Here is a 26,165-nt window from a genome sequence, read left to right as displayed (position 1 = left end):
TTTTTTGTGAAAAGAGAAAATGTCGTTCTTATACACTAACGCTAATGAACATATTTATAAAACTTGAAAATAATTTTATTTGATCTATAATCACTAGATCATTAGAAAAAGTAAAATGTTAAATCAAACGCCCTGCTCAATTTCCTATGAAGAACTCTTAAATTTTTATAAAGAAAGTGGTGCGGATGCCGTCCTGACAGATTTCCCTATTGATCGTTTTAAGCAGTCTGCTTCTTCAGAGAAAAAATCAACGCCTGTTGTTAACATTTCTGATAATCAACGTCCCTCCCCAAGCGTAAAATTAGATAATCACTCACTACATAACTCTAGAGCTATACAAAACGAACCCGCAGCTATTGAAAGTGCAAAAAGTGCAAAGACACTTGAAGAATTAAAGTCTGCTCTCCTTGCATTTAATGGCTGTTCATTAAAATTGACAGCAAAAAATACCTGTTTTTCAGATGGAACAGCAGGAAGCCCCCTGATGCTTATAGGCGAAGCTCCAGGACGAGAAGAGGATATACAAGGAATTCCTTTTGTGGGAAAAGCGGGGATGTTGCTTAATAAAATCCTCGCATCAATTGGCTTAACAAGAAATAATGTTTACATCGCCAACACTATTCCTTGGCGTCCACCAGGAAATCGTACACCAACACCAAGAGAAGTTGCCTTGTGCCGCCCTTTTATTGAACGGCACATTTATTTAGCACGTCCTCGTGTTCTTATAGCACTGGGAGGCGTTGCTGCACAGTTTCTTACCGGATCTCAAAATGGGATTATCCGAACAAGAGGTAAATGGCATATTTATGAAAGCGAGGATAATATAAAAATACCTGTTATGCCAACTTTCCACCCTGCTTACCTTCTTAGAACCCCTAGTCAAAAGAAGCTTACATGGATAGACTTCTTAGAAGTAAAAAATCGTCTCGATAGCCTTTTGTAATTCTTTAATCCTATCTTTCTTCTAAAATTAACACACCCTTCTTTAACTCTTAAAATGCGAATGGGAAAAAACTATGAAACAGCCAACAACATCTATTTATCGTTTGGAAGATTACCAACCAACCCCTTACGTTATCCCTAAAACACACCTTTCTTTCCAATTGGCACCAACAAAAACCTATGTTACAGCCATATTGTTTATTGAGCCCCGTCACGATACAAAAGAATTAACACCTCTTGTTCTTTCTGGTGATGATCTTACTTTAATTTCCGTTTCTATTAATGATGAGATATTAGCCCAAAACACTTATAAAGTGACGCCTTCACGTTTAGAAATTACAACGCTACCAACGGCTCCTTTTACATTGAAATTGGTTACGGAACTGAATCCTGAAAGCAACCGCCAACTTATGGGGCTTTATCTTTCAAATGGTGTTTATTGCACACAATGCGAATCGGAAGGTTTTCGTCGTATTACTTATTTTTACGACCGCCCAGATGTTCTTTCTACCTATAGAGTAAAAATTGAAGCAGATTCCCAAACACTCCCAATCTTGCTTTCAAATGGTAATCTGGTGGAAACAGGAACTTTAGAGAATAATCGTCATTTTGCCATTTGGGAAGATCCTTATCCAAAACCATCTTATCTCTTTGCTTTAGTAGGTGGAGATCTTGATAAGTTAGAAGACCATTTTACAACTGTATCTGGACGACGTATCGAGCTTGGTATCTATGTAGAAAAAGGAAAAACCGAACGCGCAACCTATGCAATGGATGCTCTTAAACGTTCCATGCGTTGGGATGAACAATGTTTCGGACGCGAATATGATCTTGATGTTTTCAATATCGTTGCTGTGTCCGACTTTAACATGGGAGCAATGGAAAACAAAGGCCTTAACGTTTTTAATGATAAATATGTTCTTGTCGATCCTGAAACAGCAACCGATCAGGATTATAGAAATGTTGAAAGTGTCATTGCCCATGAATATTTCCATAATTGGAGCGGTAATCGTGTTACCTGTCGCGATTGGTTTCAACTCTGTTTAAAAGAAGGATTCACTGTTTATCGTGATCAGGAATTTTCATCAGATCAAAATGTACGCAGCCTACAGCGAATTGAAAATGTAAAAGCATTAAAAGCGACGCAATTTGCAGAAGATGCAGGACCTCTTGCGCATCCTGTACGTCCTCGTCAATATAGCCAAATTAACAATTTTTACACCACAACTGTTTATGAAAAAGGTGCTGAAGTTGTTCGCATGATACGAACTATTTTAGGTCCTACTCTGTTTCGTAAAGGCACTGATCTTTATTTTCAACGTCATGATGGACAAGCTTGTACAATTGAAGATTTTATTGCCTGTTTTGCTGAAGTGTCTGGTCAAGACTTCTCCCAATTCATGCTATGGTATGAACAGGCAGGAACACCCAATGTAGAAATCGATAGTCATTATAGCGATGGTGTTTTAACAATTCATGCAAAACAACATATTCCCGTTACCCCACAACAAAAAACAAAAAAGCCCATGTTTATCCCTATCGCTTTTGGACTCCTAGGACCTAATGGAGAAACCCTCCCTTATGAAACGGATACAGATATTCAATCAGATGTTATGCTTTTATCCAAGGAAAGCCAAACCTTTACATTAAAGGGTCTGCGTGAAAAACCCGTTTTATCACTGCTGCGAGACTTTTCAGCACCAATCATTCTACACACGCCATTCAATGAAAGAGAACTTATTTTTCTTGCACAACATGATGACAATCACATCAATCGCTGGCAATCTCTTAATCATTTAATGACGCAAGCTTTGCTTCAAAGCATTCAAGATAAAACACAAGAAAAAGCAACACTCCCTTCTGCTTTGCTAAAGCTGATTGAAACAATCATAACAGATGAAACCTTAGAGCCTGAATTTCGTGCCTTCTGTTTAAATTTACCTAGTGAAGTTGAGCTTGCTCATACAATCGGTAAAAATATTGACCCAGATCGTATTCATTACGTGCGCAATCAGTTTCTCGCTTCACTTGCACGAACACATCAAAAACTCTTAACAAAATTCTATGAACAAATGCAAACCCAAGAACCCTATTCACCAAACACTGTACAAGCCGGAAAGCGAGCATTCAAGAACATAATATTGGATTATCTTTCTATTGCTGAGAACAATCCAAATCGTGCGGCGACACAGTATGCAACAGCTGATAACATGACTGACCGAATGGCGAGTATTGCTGTTCTCGTGAAGCGTTTTAATGAAAGTGAGCAGGCACAAAATGCCTTAAATGATTTTGAAAACCGCTATCGGAATGACCCTTTGGTCATGGATAAATGGTTTTCTATTCAAGCAATAGTTGCTGGCACATCAACACTCGAGAATGTTCAAAAGCTCATGCAACATCCGCTTTTCTCACAAGATAATCCTAATCGTGTACGTTCCCTAATCGGTGTTTTTGCCTCTAACAATCTTACGGGCTTTAATAGGATGGATGGAGCGTCTTATCATTTTCTTTGCCAAGTCATTTTGGAAATTGACAAAAAAAATCCACAGCTCGCTTCACGATTATTAACAACTTTGCGCTCTTGGCGACAATTAGAACCCATTCGGCAACAAAAACTTGAAACGGTATTAAAAACGATTGCTGCCGCGCCAAAATTATCAAGCGATGTTGCTGATATCATCAATCGCCTGCTTACTTGAAACAAAAAATTATTTTAAATTGATATACTATAATATTTTTTAAAATAAATTCTATAAACTATTCGATCATCATTAAATCTATAAACAGGCAATCTAAGCCTGTTTATAGATCACGTTTAAAGTGCTTTTTTCTTTTCATATTCCAAATTCATAAAAGTAAAATACTTTTTTTTAAAAAAAAGACTGGACAGAAGACTCCTGTTTTGATTCATTGCACTCTCATGGGGTTATTAATGAATATCGAAGCAGTTTTTAAATCACATTATTCCGGAATTAAAGGAACAAGAGATGGCTAAATTGGACGCATATAATGCGCCAACGGAGATATATGCTGATTCAAAATCGAGCGCTCAAAGCCATAAAGCGCAGACAAAGCGTATTTATCTGTTTTCTGGCTCTACCTATCAAAAGCTTCTCTTTATTGAACCTTGGTTGCGACGCTCACTTCCATTTGTCATTGTGGCATTTCTTATTGCGCTTGCAGCAATCCGTTTCGTATCAATCTATGATTGGCGCAACACAATTGATAAAAGCACACGTTCGACCATCATTCTCTTAGCGTCTCATATTACTAATACAATTGATCATGACTTATTGGCTGTTTCTCAGAAAGAAAAAGTCTCTGCTCTTTCCCATGGTCATTTGCAAAATATCCTCTCCACTTTTCGTAATCAAGATCTTATTAATCCCAGCACTCTCATCGCCATCGTTGATGAAAAAGGCAATGTCTTGGCTTCATCCAATTCAGAGATCAGTCTAGGAAAGCCTTTGCAAGATTTTATCTCTGACAGCATTGCTTTACAATCTCTTGGACAACACGCTGGAGTTATGAAAATCACAATAGGAAAAGATACCCCTGCTCTTGCTTCATTTCACCAAACAGAAAATGGACAATATGGCGTATTCATTAGCGAAAAGATGCAAAATAGCGCTATGGAATGGCGCAAATTTTTTTCGCTTAATATAACTCTATTCATCGGAACGAGTGGTATTATTCTTGCTCTTCTTTATGCTTATTACAATCAACTTTTACGAGCACGTAAGACTGATCTTATTTCAGAAAAAATTCAAAACCGTATTGATATGGCAATGATGCGTGGGCGTTGTGGACTATGGGATTGGAATATGGTAAGCGGACGCGTCTACTGGTCACGAGCAATGTATGAAATGCTCGGCTATGTCCCTCAAGATGCATTGCTCTCAATTTCCCAAATTAGCGCCATTATCAATCCAAATGATGCCAACTTTTTTGATCTTGCTCAAGAATTAATGGGAGGCAAAAAAAAGCATATTGATATCAATGTTCCCATGCGTCATGCTGATGGTCATTATGTATGGATGCGACTTCGCGCCGAAGTTACTGAAGAAGAAGAACCCCATTTGGTTGGTATTTCTTTCGACATTAGTGAACAGCAGCAATTGGCTGAACAAACAGCTCAAGCCGACCTTCGTATTCGTGATGCGATTGAAAACATTTCAGAATCTTTTGTCTTGTGGGATGCTGAGGGACGTTTAGTCATGTCCAACAGCAAATTTTGTGAATATGCCGCTATTCCTAAACAAATTCTACAATCAGGTATCCAACGTGCAACCGTCGAAGCCATGACCCGTCCTGCTCTTAGTGAATATCCCCTTAAAGATGATGGTACGGGTAATTTAACCAGTATTCGCCAAACTGCAGATGGGTTTTGGCTCAAAATTAATGAACGTCGGACCCAAGACGGAGGACTGGTTTGTATTGGGACTGACATTTCTGAGCTTAAACAACAACAGGAAAAATTTGAAGACAGCGAAAGGCGTCTTTTTTCTTTCATTCAAGAACTCAAACGTGCGAGAGGGAGTGCTCAACAACGCGCAACAGAAGTTGAAAAACTTAATAAAAGTCTGAAAGCAGAAAAAGAACGCGCCGAAAGTGCCAATAAGGCTAAATCAGAATTTTTAGCCAATATGTCTCATGAATTGCGCACTCCACTAAATGCTATTCTCGGCTTTTCAGATATCATGTTACAATCAACCTTTGGTCCTCTTGGTTCACAACGCTATAAGGAATATATGCATGATATTTATAATTCAGGAACCCATCTTCTAACCCTTATCAATGACATCCTTGATATGTCAAAAATCGAAGCCGGAAGATTTACGCTTGATTGTAAAAATACCGATCTTGAACCCATCATTAGTGAAGCAGTACGAACACTAACGCCTCAGGCTCAAGAAAAAAATATTGCAGTTACAACAAACATTACCCCAGAACTTCATGCTGAAGTTGATGGTCGTGCAATGAAACAGATTTTCCTTAATCTCATCTCTAATGCCGTTAAATTTACTCCTTCTGGCGGAAATATTGATGTCTGCGCTTTCAAGAAAAAAAATAATCTTATTTTTAAAATTACAGATACAGGCGTTGGTATTCCACAATCAGCAATTAAAAAACTTGGACAACCTTTTGAACAAGTTGAAAATCAACTTACTAAATCTCATACGGGCTCAGGTCTTGGATTAGCCATTTCACGCTCTCTGTTAGAACTACACAAAGGAAAACTTGAAATTACTTCAAAAGAAATGAAAGGAACAACGGTAACCATTATAATGCCCATCACACAAAGTTAAATTTGTTTTTTATTCCCTCATTTTGTTCTCTTTGTAACAAAATCTGTTTCCGTTTGGCCCCCCAGCGATACCCTGAAATAAAACCATTTTTACGCACAACACGATGACAAGGAATGATAATCGCCAATTCGTTACGTGCACAAGCACTAGCAACGGCACGAAAAGCATTTGGCATACCAATACGGCATGCTAATATCTCATATGAAATTGTTTCACCACATGGTATATCACATAGTGCCGCCCATACTTGTCGTTGAAAAAATGTACCATTTATATCTAAGAGAAAATTATATTTTTTTACCAACTTGGGCGTTTCTATCATGGCTATAATATGAGCAACTTCTCTCTTAAATGTATTGTCACCCACAACTTGTTGTGCATCACCAAAGCGTACCATAAACTCTTGTAATAATTGCTCTATAGTATCTCCTAACGCTATATAACAAATTCCTTTTTTAGACTTAGCCACCAAAAGCTTTCCTATTGAGACATCTTCTAGACAAAATATTCTCGTTTGGGAAATGTTTAGCATTTTCATTTTCTTTATATTTTTAAAAGTTTTGAACATTATACATAAAGTAAAGGAAGGATATTTTTAATCACTTTATAAAACCAAATAAGATCATCTTGAAACTATCTGTTTAGTCATTGTATTAAAATATACTCTTTGTATGGAATGGAATCATACATAGATTGACTTTCTTTCTAACCTAAAGAATTAAGTCTTCAACCAGAGTCGATTTATCAACAATCCAACTTTTTTAATATATCCCAACCGCAACCATTTCATAGGATTCAGTTCATAAGCTCTACAAACAAATCCTACACTAAATTTTATCATATACTCCAACCAAAACAACTAATATGTAATTTTCATGCTCTATACCACCACTCTAAATGGTAGTATTTTACGGGATAACAAGATAAGATTTCCATTTCATTTTACGAAACTCTATTGAACCATAAATAATGGCTTATATTTCATTTCCCACAGTATACTTGAATATTCTCGTTTTTTGGAAAACTACTACTTTTTATCAAAGGTCATACTTTTTATATACTGATTAGATGACTCAAACAAAAAAAGAAATTTATCTTCAATTTTATGAAAAAAAGCATGGAAAAAACATTTTAGTGCTTACTTTCTTTGTCACTTAACTTATAAAATGACTGTAGCCTCAAAATGGAAATATTTTGCCTGCCACAATCATGCACGGATATTTGTTATAGGAAAAAGCCATGCCCAAACGCACAGATATAAAATCTATTCTTATCATCGGAGCAGGACCTATTATCATTGGTCAGGCATGTGAATTTGACTATTCAGGTACACAAGCTTGTAAAGCATTAAAAGAAGAGGGTTACCGAATTATTTTGGTCAATTCTAATCCTGCTACAATTATGACAGATCCAGATCTAGCTGATGCAACTTATATAGAGCCCATTACTCCTGAAATCGTTGCCAAAATTATTGCCCATGAACGTCCCGATGCCCTTTTACCCACTATGGGAGGACAAACTGCCCTCAACACCGCTTTATCATTAAAACGTATGGGTGTTTTAGACCGCTATAACGTTGAAATGATAGGAGCCAACGCCGATGCTATTGATAAAGCAGAAGACCGTGCTTTATTTCGCCAAGCGATGACAAAAATTGGTTTGGAAACACCACGTTCTATGTTAGCCAATGCAACAGAACTGAAAGAAGAAAATCGCCGACAGCACGCAAAAACGCGTACTGAACTTAAAGAAAAACTTTCTGGTGCTGCGCTTGACAAAGCACTCGAAGAACTTGAGCGCAACTGGCGATATACCGAAGCTGATCGCAAACAACATTATATTGCCCATGCAACAGCAAAAGCAGTTCAAGCTCTTGATATTGTTGGGCTTCCAGCTATTATTCGCCCTTCATTCACCCTTGGTGGGACTGGTGGTGGAATCGCTTACAACCGCTCTGAATTTTATGAAATTATTGAACGTGGTCTTGAAGCTTCACCGACAACAGAAGTATTGATTGAAGAAAGTGTTTTAGGGTGGAAAGAATATGAGATGGAAGTTGTTCGTGATAAGAACGACAACTGTATCATTGTTTGTTCTATTGAAAACATTGACCCAATGGGGATTCATACCGGTGATTCTATCACCGTAGCACCTGCTCTTACCTTAACCGATAAAGAGTATCAATGTATGCGCAATGCCTCGATTGCTGTCTTGCGTGAAATTGGTGTTGAAACAGGTGGATCCAATGTACAGTTTGCTGTCAATCCTGAAAATGGGCGCCTCATTGTTATTGAAATGAATCCGCGTGTTTCTCGCTCTTCAGCGCTTGCATCAAAAGCAACGGGTTTTCCTATTGCCAAGGTAGCAGCTAAACTGGCTGTTGGTTATACACTTGATGAATTAAAAAATGATATCACAGATGGTGCAACACCAGCATCATTTGAGCCTTCTATTGACTATATTGTGACAAAAATTCCTCGTTTTGCTTTCGAAAAATTTCCTGGTTCATCACCTGTCCTCACGACTGCGATGAAATCTGTAGGAGAAGTCATGGCAATTGGACGCACTTTTCAAGAATCGTTGCAAAAAGCACTCCGTGGGCTTGAAACAGGACTCACTGGTCTTGATGAAATTGTAATCCCTGAACATGCTGAAGGTGATGAAAAAAATTCTATACGCTCAGCCATTGCAATACCAAGCCCTGATCGTCTGCGCTACATTGCCCAAGCCATGCGCGCAGGCTTATCTTTAAGTGAAATTCACCAAATCAGCAAAATTGACCCGTGGTTTTTAGAACAAATAGCCTCCATCATTGAAATGGAACAACGTATCCGCATCCATGGATTACCCCAAGACGCAAATAACCTGCGTATGTTAAAAGCTATGGGCTTTTCAGATGCACGATTAGCCACCCTTACTGGACAAGAGCCTGATGACATTGCAGCTTTGCGCAAATCACTGAATGTTAAACAAGTCTTTAAACGGATTGACACTTGTGCGGCTGAATTTTCTTCTCCTACAGCCTATATGTATTCAACATATGAAATTCCCTTTGCAGGTGTAAAACACTCAGAAGCATACATTTCTGAACGAAAAAAAATTGCTATTTTAGGCGGTGGACCAAACCGCATTGGGCAAGGTATTGAATTTGATTACTGTTGCTGTCATGCTGCTTTTGCACTACGTGATGCAGGCTTTGAAGCTATTATGATTAACTGCAATCCTGAAACAGTTTCAACCGACTATGACACCTCTGATCGCCTTTACTTTGAATCTTTAACAACAGAAGATGTTATCGCTATTTTAGAAGCAGAACAGGAAAAAGGCGAGTTGGTTGGAGTCATCGTCCAATTTGGCGGACAAACCCCCTTGAAATTGGCAAGCGCTCTAGAAAAACACAACATTCCCATCCTAGGCACTTCACCTGACGCCATCGATTTAGCAGAAGATAGAAATCGCTTTCAAAAACTGTTATTTAAACTTAATTTAACACAACCTCAAAATGCTATTGCTCACTCTATCGAACAAGCGCGACTCATTGCCTATGAACTAGGATTTCCATTGGTTGTACGTCCCTCTTATGTTTTAGGAGGACGTGCTATGCAAATTATTCGCGATGAGCGTAGCTTGCAAAATTATTTGCTTGAAAGTGTTCCTGAATTAGTACCAGAAGAGATTAAAGCCCGTTATCCCAATGACAAAACAGAACAAATCAATATATTGCTTGGTAAAAATCCACTTCTCTTTGACACCTATCTAACAGAAGCGATTGAAGTAGATGTTGACTGTCTCTGTGATGGCAACGAAACACTAATCGTTGGTATTATGGAACATATTGAAGAAGCTGGTATCCACTCTGGTGATTCAGCTTGTTCTTTACCAGTCCATACGCTCTCAAATAAAATAGTCGCTGAATTAGAGCGTCAAACCAAAGCATTAGCACAAGCACTTCATGTTCGGGGCTTAATGAATGTACAATATGCCATTAAAGATGACACCATTTATGTCTTAGAAGTCAATCCCCGTGCTTCACGTACTATTCCATTTGTTGCAAAAACGATTGGTCGTCCTATTGCTAAAATGGCTGCACGTATTATGGCAGGAGAAACGCTTCACGATGCTCTTCAAGCTTATGGTGGATTACCTTCTTCGCAGAAAAAACAACATATTGCCGTCAAAGAAGCAGTGTTTCCTTTTGCTCGTTTTTCAGGTGTTGATACACTTCTTGGTCCAGAAATGCGCTCAACCGGTGAAGTTATGGGACTTGACTATGAGTTTGCGCTTGCTTTTGCTAAAGCACAGCTTGGGGCTGGTGTAAAACTCCCTAAGGAGGGAACTTTATTCGTTTCTGTAAGAGATGAAGATAAAAAACGCATCTTAAATCCTATAAAACGTTTAACAGAACTTGGCTTTTCTGTTGTTGCCACAAGTGGAACACAAAAGTTTCTCACCGAACATCATGTTGAAGCAAAAAAAATCAACAAAGTTTTAGAGGGGCACCCACATATCGAAGATGCGATTCGTAATCGCCAAATTCAATTGATTTTTAATACAACCAGCACTGCCAGTGCCATCTCAGATTCCAAATCATTACGCTATGCAGCACTCATGCAAAATGTCCCCTATTATACAACAATAGCGGGAGCCGAAGCCGTCGTAGAAGCGATCAAAGCAATCAAGAAAAAGCGCCTTGAAGTACGTTCCTTGCAAAGTTATTTCAGTTAAAGTTCTTGCTATGCGGAAAAGCATACGCCTTTTGATACCCTTTCTCGATTTTTTCTTTGTACAAAAAATAGCAATTAAAGCTTGCTTTTTATTCTAAAGGCTCTTATATGAGTTTTATCGAATTTTCGGTTACGTGACTTTCTTTCCTGTGCTTTCTGCACTTTTGACGAAACTTCTCCCACCTAATTTCGATCTAAAACCGTATTGAAGAATTATAGCTTCAGTACACAATATAATTATATATCTAAGGAGTTTCCTATGTCTACAGGAACAGTTAAGTGGTTTAATACAACAAAAGGTTTTGGATTCATTCAACCTAGTGATGGAAGTGCAGATGTATTCGTACACATTTCCGCCGTTGAGCGTTCTGGTCTAAGTAATCTTAATGAAGGGCAAAAAATTTCTTATGATGTTCTTCAAGATCGTCGTTCAGGAAAATTTGCCGCTGGCAACCTTGCAGCCCTTTAAAAGTTAAATTCTGCAATATTTTATTTAAAAATCTTCGTCGTTATAGGCGAAGATTTTTTTATTTTATATAAAGCATAATTTTACTTTGTTAAAATAAAAGACTTCTTGTCTCCTTTGCACAATTTATCAAACCTCCTCTATCTTTCCTCTAAATCTTTCATAAAACCTAAGAAGAAATGACCTTGCAAAAATCTCAAAAAAGAAGAATATAAAGCCTATGTAAGAGTATTGTGGAAGTTTTTTATTGCATACAATATAATCTCTTATAAAATATTCTTAAAGCAATAATCATTTGATATAATATAAGGATTTTAAATTATGGCTTTTATTGCCGACAAGCTGTCTCGTATCAAACCTTCTGCAACAATTGCTGCTTCCCAAAAGGCTCGCTATTTAAAAACATTAGGGCGCAATGTTATTGCTTTAAGTGCTGGAGAGCCAGACTTTGATACCCCAGACAACATCAAAAACGCGGCTATTGAAGCTATTCGAAGGGGAGAAACAAAATACCCTCCCATATCTGGAATTCCAGAATTGCGCCAAGCAATTTCTGCAAAATTTAAAAGAGAAAATAACCTTCTTTACCAACCAGAACAAATTATTGTTGGTACCGGTGGAAAACAAATTCTCTTTAATGCATTTATGGCAACTTTGAATAGAGGAGATGAAGTCATCATTCCATCTCCTTATTGGGTTAGTTATCCAGAAATGGTCACACTTAACGATGGTACGCCTGTCTTTTTAGAAACAAAAGCGGAATTTTCTTATAAACTCCAACCACAAGAGCTAGAAGCTGCCATTACCCCAAAAACTAAATGGTTTATCTTTAACTCTCCTTCAAATCCATCAGGTGCCGCTTATACATATAATGAACTGAAAAAACTCACCGATGTTTTAGTAAAATATCCTCATGTATATATTCTCACTGATGACATATATGAACATCTCACGTATGAGGGTTTTACCTTTGTTACTCCAGCTCAAGTAGAGCCAGCGCTTTATGATCGCACACTCACAATGAATGGTGTTTCTAAAGCCTATGCGATGACGGGCTGGAGAATCGGTTATGCAGGCGGACCACAAGAACTCATTAAAGCTATGGATACCATTCAAGGCCAGCAAACATCTGGCACGAGTGTTATTTCACAATGGGCTGCAGTTGAAGCTCTCAACGGACCACAAGACTTTATCACTAAAAATAAAAGTATTTTTCAAGCACGCCGTGATCTCGTTGTTTCCATGTTAAACCAAGCTCCTGGCATTCGCTGTCCAACACCCGAAGGTGCTTTTTATGTTTATCCTTCTTGCAAAGGACTTATTGGTAAGAAAACACCTAACGGTCAATGTATTATGAATGATGAAGACTTTGTCATAGCGCTTCTAGAAACAGAGGCTGTTGCTGTCGTCCAAGGGTCTGCTTTTGGACTTGGATTAACTTTTCGTATTTCTTATGCAACATCAGAAAAACTGCTTGAAGAAGCTTGCTTACGTATCCAGCGCTTTTGCAACAGTTTAACTTAAAGTTTTTAACATCATTTCTTGTGATTGTTTTTTTGCCGAATGTCAGTGTATCTGGGAAAATATTGGAAACTGTATCATGGGACAAGCCAATCGATTCAGCAAAAACATCCGTTAATAAACACAGTAGAAAAATGGAGGCGGCAAGTAAACATCAAAAAAATCCAACTACCCAATAAGTGTATCGATCTATTGTCATGAGAGATGAAAAACCTATTCGGGACTTCCTTTACCAAAAACAAAAATTTCGAGCTTATTAGGAATAATCTGAACTTAAAAGTTGATGCGTTTACTCCTCTCATTAAGGAAGTACAATGCATTATACTCTGTTGTTATAAATGTGCGATAAAAAACTGAATTTTAGATGAAACTAAAATGTTATAGATCCATTTATTTTAATTTATAGGTAAGAGCATCCTCTTAACGAATTTTAGTTGAATCATAATCAATGTTTTTTCCAGATACAAAGGGAATTTGTAGAAAAGTGGTATCTTGATACATAAAAAATTTAATTGTTTTTTACAGTTTTTGAACACATATATCACATGACAGATTATCAACCAAAACATCTCCAGCAGAGTTTATATTATATAATATTTTCCCCAAAACCTGAAAATCTGTTGAAGTCTTTTATCCTCCTATGGAATGAACTGATTTAAATTTTGCATCTTTTTATTTTCTCCAAGTGGAATACAAATCATACTGTATTTTATAATTACGTTAAGTTATAATACGTGATATATAAAGAGATAATTAATTATAATAATTCATTGATTTTAACTTGAATTATTTCTCCTAGAGAGATTCTCTTATTTCAAATCTGTTCATCTAAAACCAATCAAAATCGTGTTCTTGCATATCACAAGCAAAGTTTGTGTGTAGATAAAAACACTTTAAAAAGAGTAAAAATAACTCCGTATCTCAAATGCAAAAACTACGATAATAATACCAAACATGCTTCTTTATGAGTGTAACAATAGTTGTAAAAAATAAATCATATACTCTTCACATATACCGTTGTGAAATAGCGAACACTGAAAAATACTGCTTGAAGAAGCGTGTGAATTGATAAACTTTTTCTTTTCTATTTAATTTATACCTCTAAAAAAGACCTAGTATTTTTAAACATAATCGCTCTTATAATTAAGTAGCCCTTACAATTAAACATTTTCTATTTTTCGCCTTCCTCTTCACCCTAAAACGAAGAAGAATCTACCTCCTGCCGCTGTATAAATAGTCTAATCTTTCTTAATGGTTCTACCTACTAATCACTTGATTTACTTCATGTGATTTACGAGTCTCTATCTTAAATATTCACCTCACATTCTCATAAAAAGCACTTCATATATAAAAATTTACATACCTTATATCAGGTCCTAAAGACAATGTTTATGGCGTAATAGAACAAATCTCTCTCAAATTCCCCATTGAACTCTAGTATACTTAAAAAAAATTATTGAATATCCATAAGTTTTAAAATTTTTTTCTTATCATCTTCCCCTGTATGCAATTTCTAGGGGCTCTTCTAAAAATAAAAAAAAAGCCGGACAAACGCCCGGCAAATTTGGAAAATCCTCAGAGATAAAATCAATCTGACAGATCTTCGTAAGGGAACACTCAAGAAAATGCAATGGGAGGCAACATAATCAAGAGATAGCATTCTATGTCATTTTATAAGAAAAAGCACAATAAAGACTTAAGCGTATCTGCTATGCAATAAACACATAGCTTTAAATTTTCCTCAATCGTCTAGCACTCTCTTTCATTAAATATAAAAAATGTAAGCCACACCATTATATGATTGTCTCGTTTCCAATATTGTGACAGCCTTTACATTTGAGAACGTTCATAAAAGACATTTTATCCCTTTCTTCAAAAATGTTTATTCCATACGGACGGACTCTCTCCATTTGTCGCATGCAGAGAATGGTTTAATTGATTCAATATAAGCAAATTTGAAATGAAAGAATATTACGGGAGGCTCTCGTTCAAGTTGTAAAACAGTTAATTCCCCCTTATAAATTAAAGCCTTAACATTAAAAAGACCATTGACGGGCTTTTAAAAAAATATAATCTCGAAAAGCATTCAGCTTTGCCAAATTCTTTAAATTATAGGGATAACAAAAAAAAGTATCAAAAGAAGGAATATCAACCATATCAGGAAAAAGACGCACTAATCGTTCATCATTATTGACGATATAATCGGGCAGTACAGCAATACCAATATCACGCATAAGTGCATTCTTTATTGAGATGATATTGTTTATTTGTAGGATTGAAACGCGCAATGATCCATCATTTCTACCAGCTTTTTCTAGCCAATTTAAACCAGATAAATAAGGTGGAACCGGTTCACCGAACGAAATAATGCGGTGGTTATCGAGCTCGGACAATGTTTCTGGCTTCCCACAGTTTGCAATATACTTTTCCGAAGCATAAACATGCATATGAATTGTAAATAATTTTCTTTGTATAAGATCAGGTTGTTGGGGTGGATGTAAGCGAACGGCACAGTCTGCATGACACATTGTCAAATCAAGCTCTTCATCGGAAAGCAAAAGCTGAACCTGCATATCAGGATAAAGACTAAGAAATTCTGGCATACGCTCTGCAATCCACCCTGCTCCCATTCCGAAGGTTGAGGTCACACGTAAGTGACCCGTTGGTTTTGCATAGCTTTCACTTAATTGCAAACGTACACTTTCAAGCTTCATCAAAACATCATGAGCTGTACAATAAAGAATTTTTCCCTGTTCTGTAAGGATCAAACCACGCGCATGACGCTGAAATAGGGATACCCCTACCTCTTGTTCTAAAGCCGAGACTTGTCGCGAAACTGCTGACTGGGATAAATGAAGTTTTTGAGCAGCATGCGTAAAAGATCCCGCTTCTGCTGCAGCGTGAAAAACCCTTAACTTATCCCAATCTAACGGTGGTGCCACAATTATTCTACCTCTAGATTCTCTACGTTCTCAATGAGTTACTAACGCCTAGGTATATCTAAAAACCGTTCTGCTTCCAACGCTGCCATACATCCCCTTCCCGCAGCTGTTACAGCTTGGCGGAATGTTTCATCTGTTACATCCCCTGCCGCAAAAACACCAGCAATGCTTGTTGCTGTTGAGTCCGGCGCTGTCCATAAATAGCCGCCTCGCTTCTGTTTCAGTTGCCCTTCAAACAGACAAACAGCAGGATCATGCCCAATGGCAATAAATATACCCTCTGCATTCACTCTCATCTCGTGACCTGTTTTAACATTTCTCAGGCGCGCCCCTGTTACAATAGCTCCCTTTGCCCCCTGAGCGGGTAGCCCCACAATTTCTTCGACCACATGATCCCAGAGAACACGTACATTATTACAAGCCAGCAACCTATCTTGTAAAATTTTCTCTGCCCGAAACTGCCCTCGCCGGTGAACCACACTTACACTTTTTGCTACATGTGATAAATAAAGCGCTTCTTCAACAGCCGTATTCCCTCCTCCCACAACAATAACGTCCTTATCACGGTAAAAAAATCCATCACATGTCGCACACGCAGAAACACCACCACCCATAAAGGTTTTTTCACTTTCCAAACCAAGCCAGCGTGCTTGAGCTCCTGTTGCAATAATCAGCGCATCACAAGAATATTGTGTTCCTGAATCCCCATATAAGGTAAAAGGATACTTTAATAAATCAGCCTTTGTAATCGTATCATAAACAATTTTTGTCCCCATATTCTCAGCTTGTTTTGCCATTTGTTCCATCAACCATGGTCCTTGAATGGGATCAGCAAAACCTGGATAATTTTCAACATCAGTTGTAATTGTCAATTGTCCACCTTGCTGCAAGCCCGTCACCAAAACCGGCTTGAGCATTGCCCTTGCCGCATAAACCGCCGCTGTATAACCAGCCGGACCTGAACCAATAATAAGCAAGCGAATATGCGATTGTACCATTAAATCCCCTTCACTTTTTATGACTTCGTTATTTTATAAAATTATAACAAAATGCAACCTTTTAAAAAAATATTTTTCAACAGCCTAAATTATGTTGTATATATATTTCTCTTCGCGTTTTCTGAAAAGGTTTGATTACCAATTCATCAAGGCATGCTTAATGTAAGGGGTAATCTTTATCCTATAAAGAGGAAAACGTAAATTCTTATGAGCGCAAAATTATAATAAAAAGAGATTAAAGATAGGGAACGGTCATTTTTCAATTTATTATCAATGTCTGTGCACGTTTTGCATTAATCATGGGAGGAGCAATGCTTTTGCCAATTTTTGTGGATGTGCACGATAACAACCATAATTGGATAAACTTTCTCTATTCTTGTGTCATAACCACCATGTTAGCAACGCTGATTCTTTTAGCAACTAAGGGGGCTACTTGTCGTTTTTCAGCACGGCTTGGTTTTATGCTCACTGTTTGTCTTTGGCTCACAGGAAGCATCGTGGGGGCCTTACCTCTTTATCTTTCCCCTCTACCCATTTCTCTAGCAGGTGCCATCTTTGAATCTGTCTCTGGAATTACAACAACAGGCTCTACAGTCCTTTCGGGTCTTGATAATTTGTCGCGAAGTATTTTGTTATGGCGTTCTATCATATGCTGGATTGGAGGCATCGGTTTTATCGGTTTAGCCCTCTTGATTTTGCCTTCACTGCGTGTGGGTGGAGTACGACTTTTTCATATGGAATCATCTGATAAATCTGAAAAAATATTGCCTCGCATCAACCAAATTGCTAATGGAATTATCATAGCTTATGTTGGTCTCACATTGGCTTGTATGCTTTCTTATTTTGCTGCAGGCATGAATTTATTTGATGCCATTAACCATGCAATGAGTACAGTAGCAACTGCTGGTTTTTCGACTCACGATGCTTCTTTTGGCTATTTTTCTAATACACCAGCTATCTTAATTATCTCAACAATCTTCATGTTGCTTTCTGCTTTACCTTTCGTCCTTTATGTTAAATTAGTTCTTCCTGGACACTCCAAACGCTTCCTTGATCCACAAGTGATTGTTTTTCTCCATATCGTTCTCCTTTTCAGCTTTGCTTTAGCAGTGTGGCTACGGTTTCATGATCATCGCGCTTTCCATTTGGTTTTTCTTGATGCCATTTTTCACCTTTCATCCATTATTAGTACCACAGGTTATAGTGCCGAAGATTATCAACTTTGGGGCCCCTTTGCGCTTGGAATTTTCTTTATTGTTTCTTTTACAGGTGGGTGTGCTGGTTCTACTTCTGGTGGCATGAAAATCAATCGCCTTATTATTCTTTGGCGTATTACACAAACAAATATACAAAAACTTCTTTCTCCTAATGTTGTTGTAAAAGCTCGCTATGATCACTCAAATATATCAAACGATGTTGCTCAAGCCGTTTTATTTTTTGTATGTCTTTATATGTTCTGCCTTGTTATCGGCACTGCACTTTTGCTTACAACCGGTCTTGACTTTACCTCTGCCTTTACAGGGGTCTTAACCGCACTTTCAAATGTTGGTCCAGGCTTTGGAGATATCATTGGCCCTGCAGGTAATTTCTCTACAATCAATGATAATGCTTTATGGATTTTAAGTTTTTTGATGTTAGCGGGACGTCTTGAAATCATAACGATATTTGTGCTTTTTATTCCCGCTTTCTGGCGTGAACAATTTTAATACATAACACTTTATTCTACCAAGATAAAAAGTATGAACAATATGCGTAATAATATTCAACCTTCACTCAATCGACCGAAGATTTTCTGAAATTTCAATCAAATTATCATATAGATGATTATACAAGTTAACACAAAAATAATTCGGCAAGAATAATCAAGTACCAAGAGCTTTCATATTCATAACATATAACTCTTTGCTCTATTAAGCCCTTTTATCAGTAAAAATAGGCACATAAAACATTCTTTTTTATGAATAATCTCTCATGCAAAAATATGAATATTTGCTGATAAAAGTGTTTGTTCTCTTTAATAGAACAACATCTTTATGGAAAATAGAATGCCATTCTATTACAAATTTACAAACTTGTAAAAAAACATCTCACAAGACTCATCTTATTCATTTCACGACAATTCTTATGAAAGGTATAAGATCTGATTGGTCCCATCATTTTTACTTAAATAATAAAGTGCATGCCGGAACTACAACATAAGATACAAATTAGCACCATCATATTATTTTTCTGCTGCTAATGTTACAACAGACTGCATTTCAGACAATTTATAAGAAGCCTCTTTACACCTTGTCTTCAATAGTTTTTATCCACCACATGCTCTCTTCCAATTGTGACGTGCAAGTATATAGTTTTCATTGATTTACTATAAACAGATTTGACATGAAAGAATCATACAATATCCAAAGTTCTTATTCAAATTGCAAGGATAAATTATTTATATGATATCAATATATTGATCAGAGCACATTTTGTTTATAAATTTCTACTACCCGAAAATATGCACAACTATTTTATCCATGAAAATACTACAGAAAACCTCAAAATTCTTCTCTCATAAAAATAATACCATCATTATCTTTTTTAAGATAAAAATTTTTTTGCTCTACATTTAAGTCTTACAAAACGTAATAATATTAGCATGATAGCGTTAAGATAGTGCATAAATCTCTAGACTTTAAAAGTTAAAGTATTATTTTCTTATTCTAAAATATTGCTGGAATTAAAATAATTCTTCTCTCTCCTTGTATGCTTTATCATAAGCCATATATTGCTCTCAAACGTATATTTTTTAATCTTTGATCCCAAACTTTGAGAATTTCTTATAGCGTTATATGAAAGACATGATAAATTTTTTGAAATAACACTTATATAATTGAGATGTTTTCTTGATGATCATAAAAAACCTTTAAAGGAAACACTTTTTAGCATTCCTCAAGAAGATTTTTGATATAATATATTTTAAAGTGTTTTTTCGGCAAACAGTTCTTTGTAAACACTTTCAATCTTGCTTGCTTCTTTTTCCAAAGGAAAATGAGTACGAACATGGGTTAAAGCTTTCTTTCCGGCTGCTAATGTTTTTTCTACATCAGCAAAATAAGGTTCAATTGCTGCTGTTAAAGCCGCTCCATCTCCTGCTTGAACAACCGTTCCTGTTTCTGCTACTACCAACTCTTTATAAGCTCCCGCATCACTCGTTACAACCGCAACCTGTGATGCCATTGCCTCTAATGGTGTTAAACCGAAACCTTCTGTACGAGAAGGTGCCACATAAAGTGATAAACGACGATACCATAAAGGTGTATCCAGAATCTCACCAAGAAAAATAATGCGATCATTCAAATCAGCCTTAGCAATCTTTTGGCGTAATTCTTTTTCAAAATGATAATGTTGTTCTGTCGTACGACCAGCAATAAGTGCTGTCCACTCAGGATAGTGGGGCAATAATGCTATCATAGCATCAACAAATAAATCTGTTCCCTTTGAGCTACGCACACGTCCAAAACATCCTACCGCATATTTTCCTGGAAATCCTGTTGAAGAAAAGTAATCATTAAGAGTCTGTGGTGGCGTAAAACGCCTTACATCCACCCCATGCATAATAACCTTGTGAGGCACTTCTAGATAAGCGCCCGTATGCGTACTGGTAGCAATAACTCTATCCATACGGCGAATCAACCATTTGGTAAAAGGCTTATGATGGCGTTGTGAAGCCGATGTGAATATAAGCCTCAGCTTCATTCGCAAGATATCGCGTAAAAAGATCCCACAAAGCATCTCAATATTGCGTCGTGCATGCCAAATACGAAATGATTTCCCTTTCGGACTTTTCCAAAGTCCGAAAAGGTCCCTAAAGGTAAGAGCAGGCAAGTTTTGTGGTAATCCAAATCCCAGAGTAGATATACGCACCCCCTGTTCGCGCTGTAGTGGAATAAGCTGAATAATCGTAGATGTCACTCCCGACAAACGCTTTTTTAAATGAGGCGCAATAACCTCAGTTTCTTCCAAAGAGATACGCATAACAATTTAGACATAGTTAGATGTACTGAACCTCAATGATTTCGTAATTATGCGCACCACCGGGCGCATTCACCTCAATCACATCACCCTCTTGCTTGCCAATGAGTGCACGTGCAATAGGTGAAGAAATAGAGATTTTACCAATTTTTACATCAGCTTCTTGATCCCCTACAATCTGATACACCTTTTTTTCTTCAGTATCCTCATCTAAGAGTTTAATGGTTGCGCCAAATTTTATTTTGTCACCTGAAAGACGCGAGACATCTATCACTTCTGCTCGTGCGATATAATCTTCAAGCTCATTTATACGCCCTTCATTATGACTTTGCGCTTCTTTAGCTGCATGATACTCAGCATTTTCTGATAAATCACCATGCGCACGCGCCTCAGAAATTGCTTCAATAATTCGCGGACGTTCCTGTTGTTGACGCCAACGCAACTCTTCTTTAAGACTTTCAAAACCAGCTGTAGTCATCGGAACTTTTTCCATAATCCGTCCCTTTCTATTACACGGAAAGTTTAATAAAAATACAAAAAACGGCTTCCAAAATTACTTTTGGAATCCGAAAACTACGATCTTTTTTATTATATAGTACAGTATCGCTGTTTTCCATACAAAAATAAATAAAGGAAACAAAACATGCACAAATAGTGATTAAAACATCTCATTTTGGTGTTTAAAACGTTAAACTTCACTCTTCTCTTTAAAGTATCCTAAAGAAGAAAGAATTGTATTTTTTTCTGTTTTATCATAATCTAGTAAAAGAAATCATATGGAATATGAAGAGAGAAGGATAGAAAATCTCTAAAGAAATTCTTTACAGAAAAATGAAAAAAATCGTCATTTTTTTTATGTTTGGCTCTTTCTTTTTAGCCACAACAATATCAGAGGCAGCAGATGCTTTTGTTACGAGAAATCTTAATTTTAGAACAGGTCCCAGCACTCAGTATGCGCTTTGTGGCTTAATCTCTGCGGGGGAATTGGTCTTTGTCAAAAACTGTGAAGGAAACTGGTGCCATATCCGATATAACACTCAAGTAGGTTGGGTGTCATCTCGTTATCTTTCATTTAAAGATGGAAATGATCTTTATCACACATACACAATGCCTTTAGTGCCCAAACGTACCGATTATTCTCCATAACAGCCATAATAACTTATGCCCTCTTGAATATCATCATGGAAAAAATGCAATAGTGTCTATGAACAATCACAAATATGCTCCCTCCAAAGAAATACTTCGAAGAATTCGTCTCATAGAAAAAACTTGATCAAGATCTTAATGAAAGCTCCAATAAACCAAAACAAATCTGTTCAATAACGTTTTGCTGTTGTTGTAATGAAATTGTAAAAATTAGTATTTTCTTTAAAATCACCAGCACGCTTCTATCAAAGGATACAACAATGAAAAATGGTGTTACTGCAACAGTAGAAGCTCTTTCTGCTCTCATTGCTTCAGGTAATCCTCTTTTTAAGAATGGTGCATTATGGACACCTCACCGCCCTATTCGTCCTGAAAAATCTGAAGGTGGTATTCCATTTCAACTCGAAACATCTTTTAAACCCGCAGGAGATCAACCTCAAGCCATTAAAACTCTGGTTGAGGGGATTCAAAAAGATGAACGTACACAAGTGCTTTTGGGTGTTACCGGCTCAGGAAAAACCTATACAATGGCCAATATCATTGAAAAAACACAGCGTCCAGCTCTGATTTTAGCTCCAAATAAAACTCTAGCAGCGCAGCTTTATGGCGAATTTAAAAGCTTTTTTCCTCACAATGCTGTCGAATATTTTGTTTCTTATTATGACTATTATCAACCAGAAGCCTATGTTGCACGCTCTGACACTTATATTGAAAAAGAATCCTCTATTAATGAACAAATCGACCGGATGCGTCATGCTGCAACACGCGCCGTCTTAGAGCGTGATGATGTTATTATCGTCGCATCTGTCTCCTGCATCTACGGAATTGGTTCCGTAGAAACCTATACGGCCATGAACTTCCAAATAGCAAAAGGGGACAAACTCAATCAACGAAAACTCTTGGCTGATTTAGTCTCTCAACAGTATTATCGACAAGATATCAACTTCGTTCGTGGTTCCTTTCGTGTACGAGGGGATACAATCGAAATTTTCCCTGCCCACCTCGAAGATCGTGCTTGGCGTATTTCGCTCTTTGGCGATGAAGTGGAAACAATTACGGAATTTGATCCTCTCACCGGACAAAAAACAGGCGATCTTCAATCGATTAAAATTTATGCCAACTCACACTACGTAATACCACGCCCAACACTTAACCAAGCGATAAAATCTATCAAAATGGAACTCGTTCAACGCCTCGATGAGTTGAACGAAGCTGGACGTCTTTTAGAAGCACAACGTTTAGAACAACGTACAGTTTTTGATTTGGAAATGTTGGAAACCACCGGTTCATGTCCGGGAATTGAAAATTATTCACGTTATTTAACAGGACGAAATCCCGGTGAACCACCTCCAACTTTATTCGAATATATTCCACTCAATTCTCTTGTTTTTATCGATGAAAGCCATGTAACCATTCCCCAAATTGGTGGTATGTACCGAGGTGATTTTCGCAGAAAAGCAACTTTAGCAGAATATGGTTTTCGCCTCCCTTCCTGTATGGACAACCGTCCTTTGCGCTTTGAAGAATGGGATGCCATGCGCCCACAAACAATTGCTGTCTCCGCAACACCTGGACACTGGGAAATAGAACAATCCCATGGTATTTTTGCTGAACAAATCATTCGCCCAACAGGGCTTGTTGATCCAGAAACAGAAATTCGTCCAGCACGCACTCAAGTCGACGATGTTGTCAATGAAATTCGTAAAACAATTCAAAAAGGCTACCGCACACTAGTGACCGTCCTAACCAAGCGTATGGCCGAAGATTTAACGGAATATCTCCACGAACAAGGTATTCGTGTACGCTATATGCATTCCGACATTGATACATTAGAACGCATTGAAATTCTACGCGATCTTCGGCTTGGCACCTTTGATGTCCTCATCGGTATCAACTTGCTCCGAGAAGGCTTAGATATTCCAGAATGTGGTTTTGTTGCCATTCTAGATGCCGATAAAGAGGGCTTTTTGCGCTCTGAAACTTCCCTCATACAAACAATCGGACGTGCTGCACGTAACGTAGATGGCCGTGTTATCCTCTATGCAGATACGATCACTGGTTCCATAAAACGAGCCTTACATGAGACACAAAGACGTCGACAAAAACAAATAGCCTATAATGAAGAACACCATATCACACCGAAAAGTATCAAAAAAAATATCGGAGATATTCTCAATTCAGGCTATGAAAACGACCATATTCGTACAAATATCCCTGATGTTATCGAGAAAAAAAATATGGTTGGCAACAATTTAGCATCTCATATTAAACACCTCGAAAAATTAATGCATGAAGCAGCTACTGATCTTAATTTTGAAGAAGCAGCACGCCTTCGCGATGAAATCAAACAATTACAAAAGATAGAACTAGAACTCGCGGAAAATCCCTTAACACATCATAGCGAACAATCCATCCATGAGTCCGTGTTACAACCAAGTCTTTTCTCCAAACCAGACCTTGCACACATGGGACCAACCATGGACACTGGTATTTTGGACAATCAAAAAGGAAAATCTCGTAAAAACACCCCTAATCAAGCAACACTAAAACGAAAAAAACGCAATCAATGAAGGAGCAAGAAATTTCACACCGCCAAAACTAATCTTTAGCTCTTCTAAAAAACTGACTATCGATGAAGAGCAAACAGTATTGCCCTAAAAATAGATAACCGCAAATATTAAAAATGTTCCAACTTTTCTAAGACAACATAAGAGAGGATATTTTACAAAAATATGCCTAAACTTATTGACTTTTCAAAAAATCTTTCTTGTTCAACCCCATTATGAAAATCTTTAAAAATGTAAAAACTTCTAAAATATAAATAAATACATACAAATTTTAAAATATATCTCCCATTAAACAAAATATTACTACAAATATATTATATTTATACGGTTATACTATAATATATAATTTAATATTAATCATAATCATAATCATAATTATAATTATATAGTGATAAAATATAGGATTTATTTATAAAATAGTTATTAAATTACATTAAATTAATTGATATGAACAAATTGTTCCCAAATAAATACTTTATACAACATAGTAAAAATCATCTACTACCAATACAATCTTATCAATTAAATACAATAATTGAAATCAAAATTTTGTCATGATTTTATTTTACTGTATCTGTGATAGGTTTTACTAAATGGCTTATTTATTTGTTTTGTCACAATAAAGTCCCAAATTATTCAGGGTCTATTCAGTTTGATACGTGTAGGATGTGAAAAATAAGAATTTAAATAAGGAGCATCATTATGAAAAAAGTGATCAAGCTAGCGGTATTATCAGCAATGTCAACTGTAACCGTTTTGATGCCGTTAGATACAACGCTTGCGGATATGGCATGGGATCATAGTGACTATGTTACGAGAAAAATAGATAATACGATGAGAGATATAAATAAGCGAATAGATAATACGATGAGAGATATAGATAAACGAATAGATGATACGATGAAGAATATGAATAGGAGAGCTGATTTTCCATCTCACAATTTTAGCTCCCATTCTTCTCATAAAAAACGTGGCTTTTTTTCTGATGATTTCCAAAAGTTTGTTGATGATTTCCACAAGAGTTTTGATGATAACAAGAGCAGATTGAAAGCCAAACATAGTAAGACGGAACAACAACAAAAACAACAACAACACCATCATCATCACCACCACCATTATCATCATGTTGAAAACAAAACATATCATTACGTCGAGCGCAAAAAGACAAAACACCGTAATATTCATATAGACAACTCAGGAGATGCTTTAGCAATGGGTGTTCTTGGTCTTGCAACAGGTACAATTCTTGGTACAGTTTTTAAAAAACCAGAACAGCCACAAATTGTCTATCAAACCGCACCACAGCAAATGGTGGTGTATCAACAAATTCCACAAGAACAGATAATCTATGAAGTGCAGCAAACGGCAACGTATCAGCCACTCCAACAATCATGGGAATCTGATTGGCTTCAATATTGCAAGAAAAAATACCGTTCTTTCAACCCTAAAACAGGGACTTTCCGAGACCGTAACGGTGTCGAACACCTTTGTTATGCCCCAATAAATTAACTTTTTGACAACTTACTAGAG

Annotated in this window: 15 protein-coding genes; 10 read left to right on the top strand and 5 right to left on the bottom strand. The window is 37.0% G+C overall.

Annotated features, from left to right (window positions below):
• Window positions 1-115 precede the first annotated feature (115 nt).
• The 3 genes from ACFINC_RS03315 to ACFINC_RS03305 all read left to right on the top strand — a co-directional run bounded on the left by ACFINC_RS03315 (window position 116) and on the right by ACFINC_RS03305 (window position 6,254).
• Window positions 116-943 carry a uracil-DNA glycosylase family protein gene (locus tag ACFINC_RS03315; protein WP_375616092.1) on the top strand — a complete coding sequence of 276 codons (828 nt, stop codon included), beginning with the start codon at window positions 116-118 and terminating at the stop codon, window positions 941-943.
• Window positions 944-1,016: 73 nt separating this feature from the next.
• Window positions 1,017-3,644 carry an aminopeptidase N gene (gene pepN, locus ACFINC_RS03310; RefSeq protein WP_375616091.1) on the top strand — a complete coding sequence of 876 codons (2,628 nt, stop codon included), beginning with the start codon at window positions 1,017-1,019 and terminating at the stop codon, window positions 3,642-3,644.
• A gap of 288 nt (window positions 3,645-3,932) precedes the next feature.
• Window positions 3,933-6,254, top strand: coding sequence for an ATP-binding protein (locus tag ACFINC_RS03305; protein ID WP_375616090.1), 2,322 nt, complete (start codon window positions 3,933-3,935; stop codon window positions 6,252-6,254).
• Here ACFINC_RS03305 and ACFINC_RS03300 read toward each other — a convergent pair.
• Window positions 6,241-6,786 carry a methylated-DNA--[protein]-cysteine S-methyltransferase gene (locus ACFINC_RS03300; protein ID WP_375616089.1) on the bottom strand — a complete coding sequence of 182 codons (546 nt, stop codon included), beginning with the start codon at window positions 6,784-6,786 and terminating at the stop codon, window positions 6,241-6,243. The two genes, ACFINC_RS03305 and ACFINC_RS03300, sit on opposite strands and share 14 nt — an antisense overlap.
• A gap of 707 nt (window positions 6,787-7,493) precedes the next feature.
• Between ACFINC_RS03300 and carB the strand changes: the two genes are divergently transcribed.
• The 3 genes from carB (at window position 7,494) to ACFINC_RS03285 (ending at window position 12,968) form a co-directional block, all read left to right on the top strand.
• Entirely contained in the window at window positions 7,494-10,979 is a 3,486-nt protein-coding gene (gene carB, locus ACFINC_RS03295) for a carbamoyl-phosphate synthase large subunit (RefSeq protein WP_375616088.1), read from the top strand.
• Between the two features lie 258 nt (window positions 10,980-11,237).
• A complete protein-coding gene (locus ACFINC_RS03290) occupies window positions 11,238-11,447 on the top strand; it encodes a cold-shock protein (RefSeq protein WP_100128310.1) in 210 nt (69 codons plus the stop codon).
• A gap of 318 nt (window positions 11,448-11,765) precedes the next feature.
• On the top strand, window positions 11,766-12,968 hold the full coding sequence (locus ACFINC_RS03285; RefSeq protein WP_375616087.1) for a pyridoxal phosphate-dependent aminotransferase: 1,203 nt from the start codon (window positions 11,766-11,768) through the stop codon (window positions 12,966-12,968).
• 2,033 nt (window positions 12,969-15,001) lie between these two features.
• On the opposite strand, the gene ACFINC_RS03280 is transcribed toward ACFINC_RS03285, so the two are convergent.
• Together ACFINC_RS03280 and trxB are read right to left on the bottom strand one after the other, a co-directional pair.
• Window positions 15,002-15,907, bottom strand: coding sequence for a LysR family transcriptional regulator (locus tag ACFINC_RS03280; RefSeq protein ID WP_375616086.1), 906 nt, complete (start codon window positions 15,905-15,907; stop codon window positions 15,002-15,004).
• A gap of 41 nt (window positions 15,908-15,948) precedes the next feature.
• Window positions 15,949-16,905: a thioredoxin-disulfide reductase gene (trxB, locus tag ACFINC_RS03275; protein ID WP_375616085.1), complete on the bottom strand. Its 957-nt coding sequence runs from the start codon at window positions 16,903-16,905 to the stop codon at window positions 15,949-15,951.
• Between the two features lie 311 nt (window positions 16,906-17,216).
• Between trxB and ACFINC_RS03270 the strand changes: the two genes are divergently transcribed.
• On the top strand, window positions 17,217-18,611 hold the full coding sequence (locus ACFINC_RS03270) for a TrkH family potassium uptake protein (RefSeq protein WP_375616084.1): 1,395 nt from the start codon (window positions 17,217-17,219) through the stop codon (window positions 18,609-18,611).
• 1,255 nt (window positions 18,612-19,866) lie between these two features.
• On the opposite strand, the gene ACFINC_RS03265 is transcribed toward ACFINC_RS03270, so the two are convergent.
• The gene (locus ACFINC_RS03265) at window positions 19,867-20,925 is read right to left on the bottom strand and encodes a glycosyltransferase family 4 protein (RefSeq protein WP_375616083.1); all 1,059 of its coding nucleotides are present in this window, start codon (window positions 20,923-20,925) and stop codon (window positions 19,867-19,869) included.
• Between the two features lie 16 nt (window positions 20,926-20,941).
• The gene (gene greA / locus ACFINC_RS03260) at window positions 20,942-21,415 is read right to left on the bottom strand and encodes a transcription elongation factor GreA (RefSeq protein ID WP_375616082.1); all 474 of its coding nucleotides are present in this window, start codon (window positions 21,413-21,415) and stop codon (window positions 20,942-20,944) included.
• Between the two features lie 338 nt (window positions 21,416-21,753).
• On the opposite strand from greA, the gene ACFINC_RS03255 reads away from it, so the two are divergent.
• The 3 genes from ACFINC_RS03255 (at window position 21,754) to ACFINC_RS03245 (ending at window position 26,144) form a co-directional block, all read left to right on the top strand.
• Entirely contained in the window at window positions 21,754-22,068 is a 315-nt protein-coding gene (locus tag ACFINC_RS03255; protein ID WP_375616081.1) for an SH3 domain-containing protein, read from the top strand.
• Window positions 22,069-22,328: 260 nt separating this feature from the next.
• Window positions 22,329-24,638, top strand: a complete 2,310-nt coding sequence (gene uvrB / locus ACFINC_RS03250; protein ID WP_375616080.1) for an excinuclease ABC subunit UvrB — start codon at window positions 22,329-22,331, stop codon at window positions 24,636-24,638.
• 699 nt (window positions 24,639-25,337) lie between these two features.
• A complete protein-coding gene (locus ACFINC_RS03245) occupies window positions 25,338-26,144 on the top strand; it encodes a BA14K family protein (RefSeq protein ID WP_375616079.1) in 807 nt (268 codons plus the stop codon).
• Window positions 26,145-26,165: the final 21 nt, after the last annotated feature.

The organism is Bartonella sp. AP58NXGY (assembly GCF_042195785.1).
Classification (GTDB): Bacteria; Pseudomonadota; Alphaproteobacteria; order Rhizobiales; family Rhizobiaceae; genus Bartonella.
This window is presented reverse-complemented; position numbering and strand designations above follow the sequence as displayed.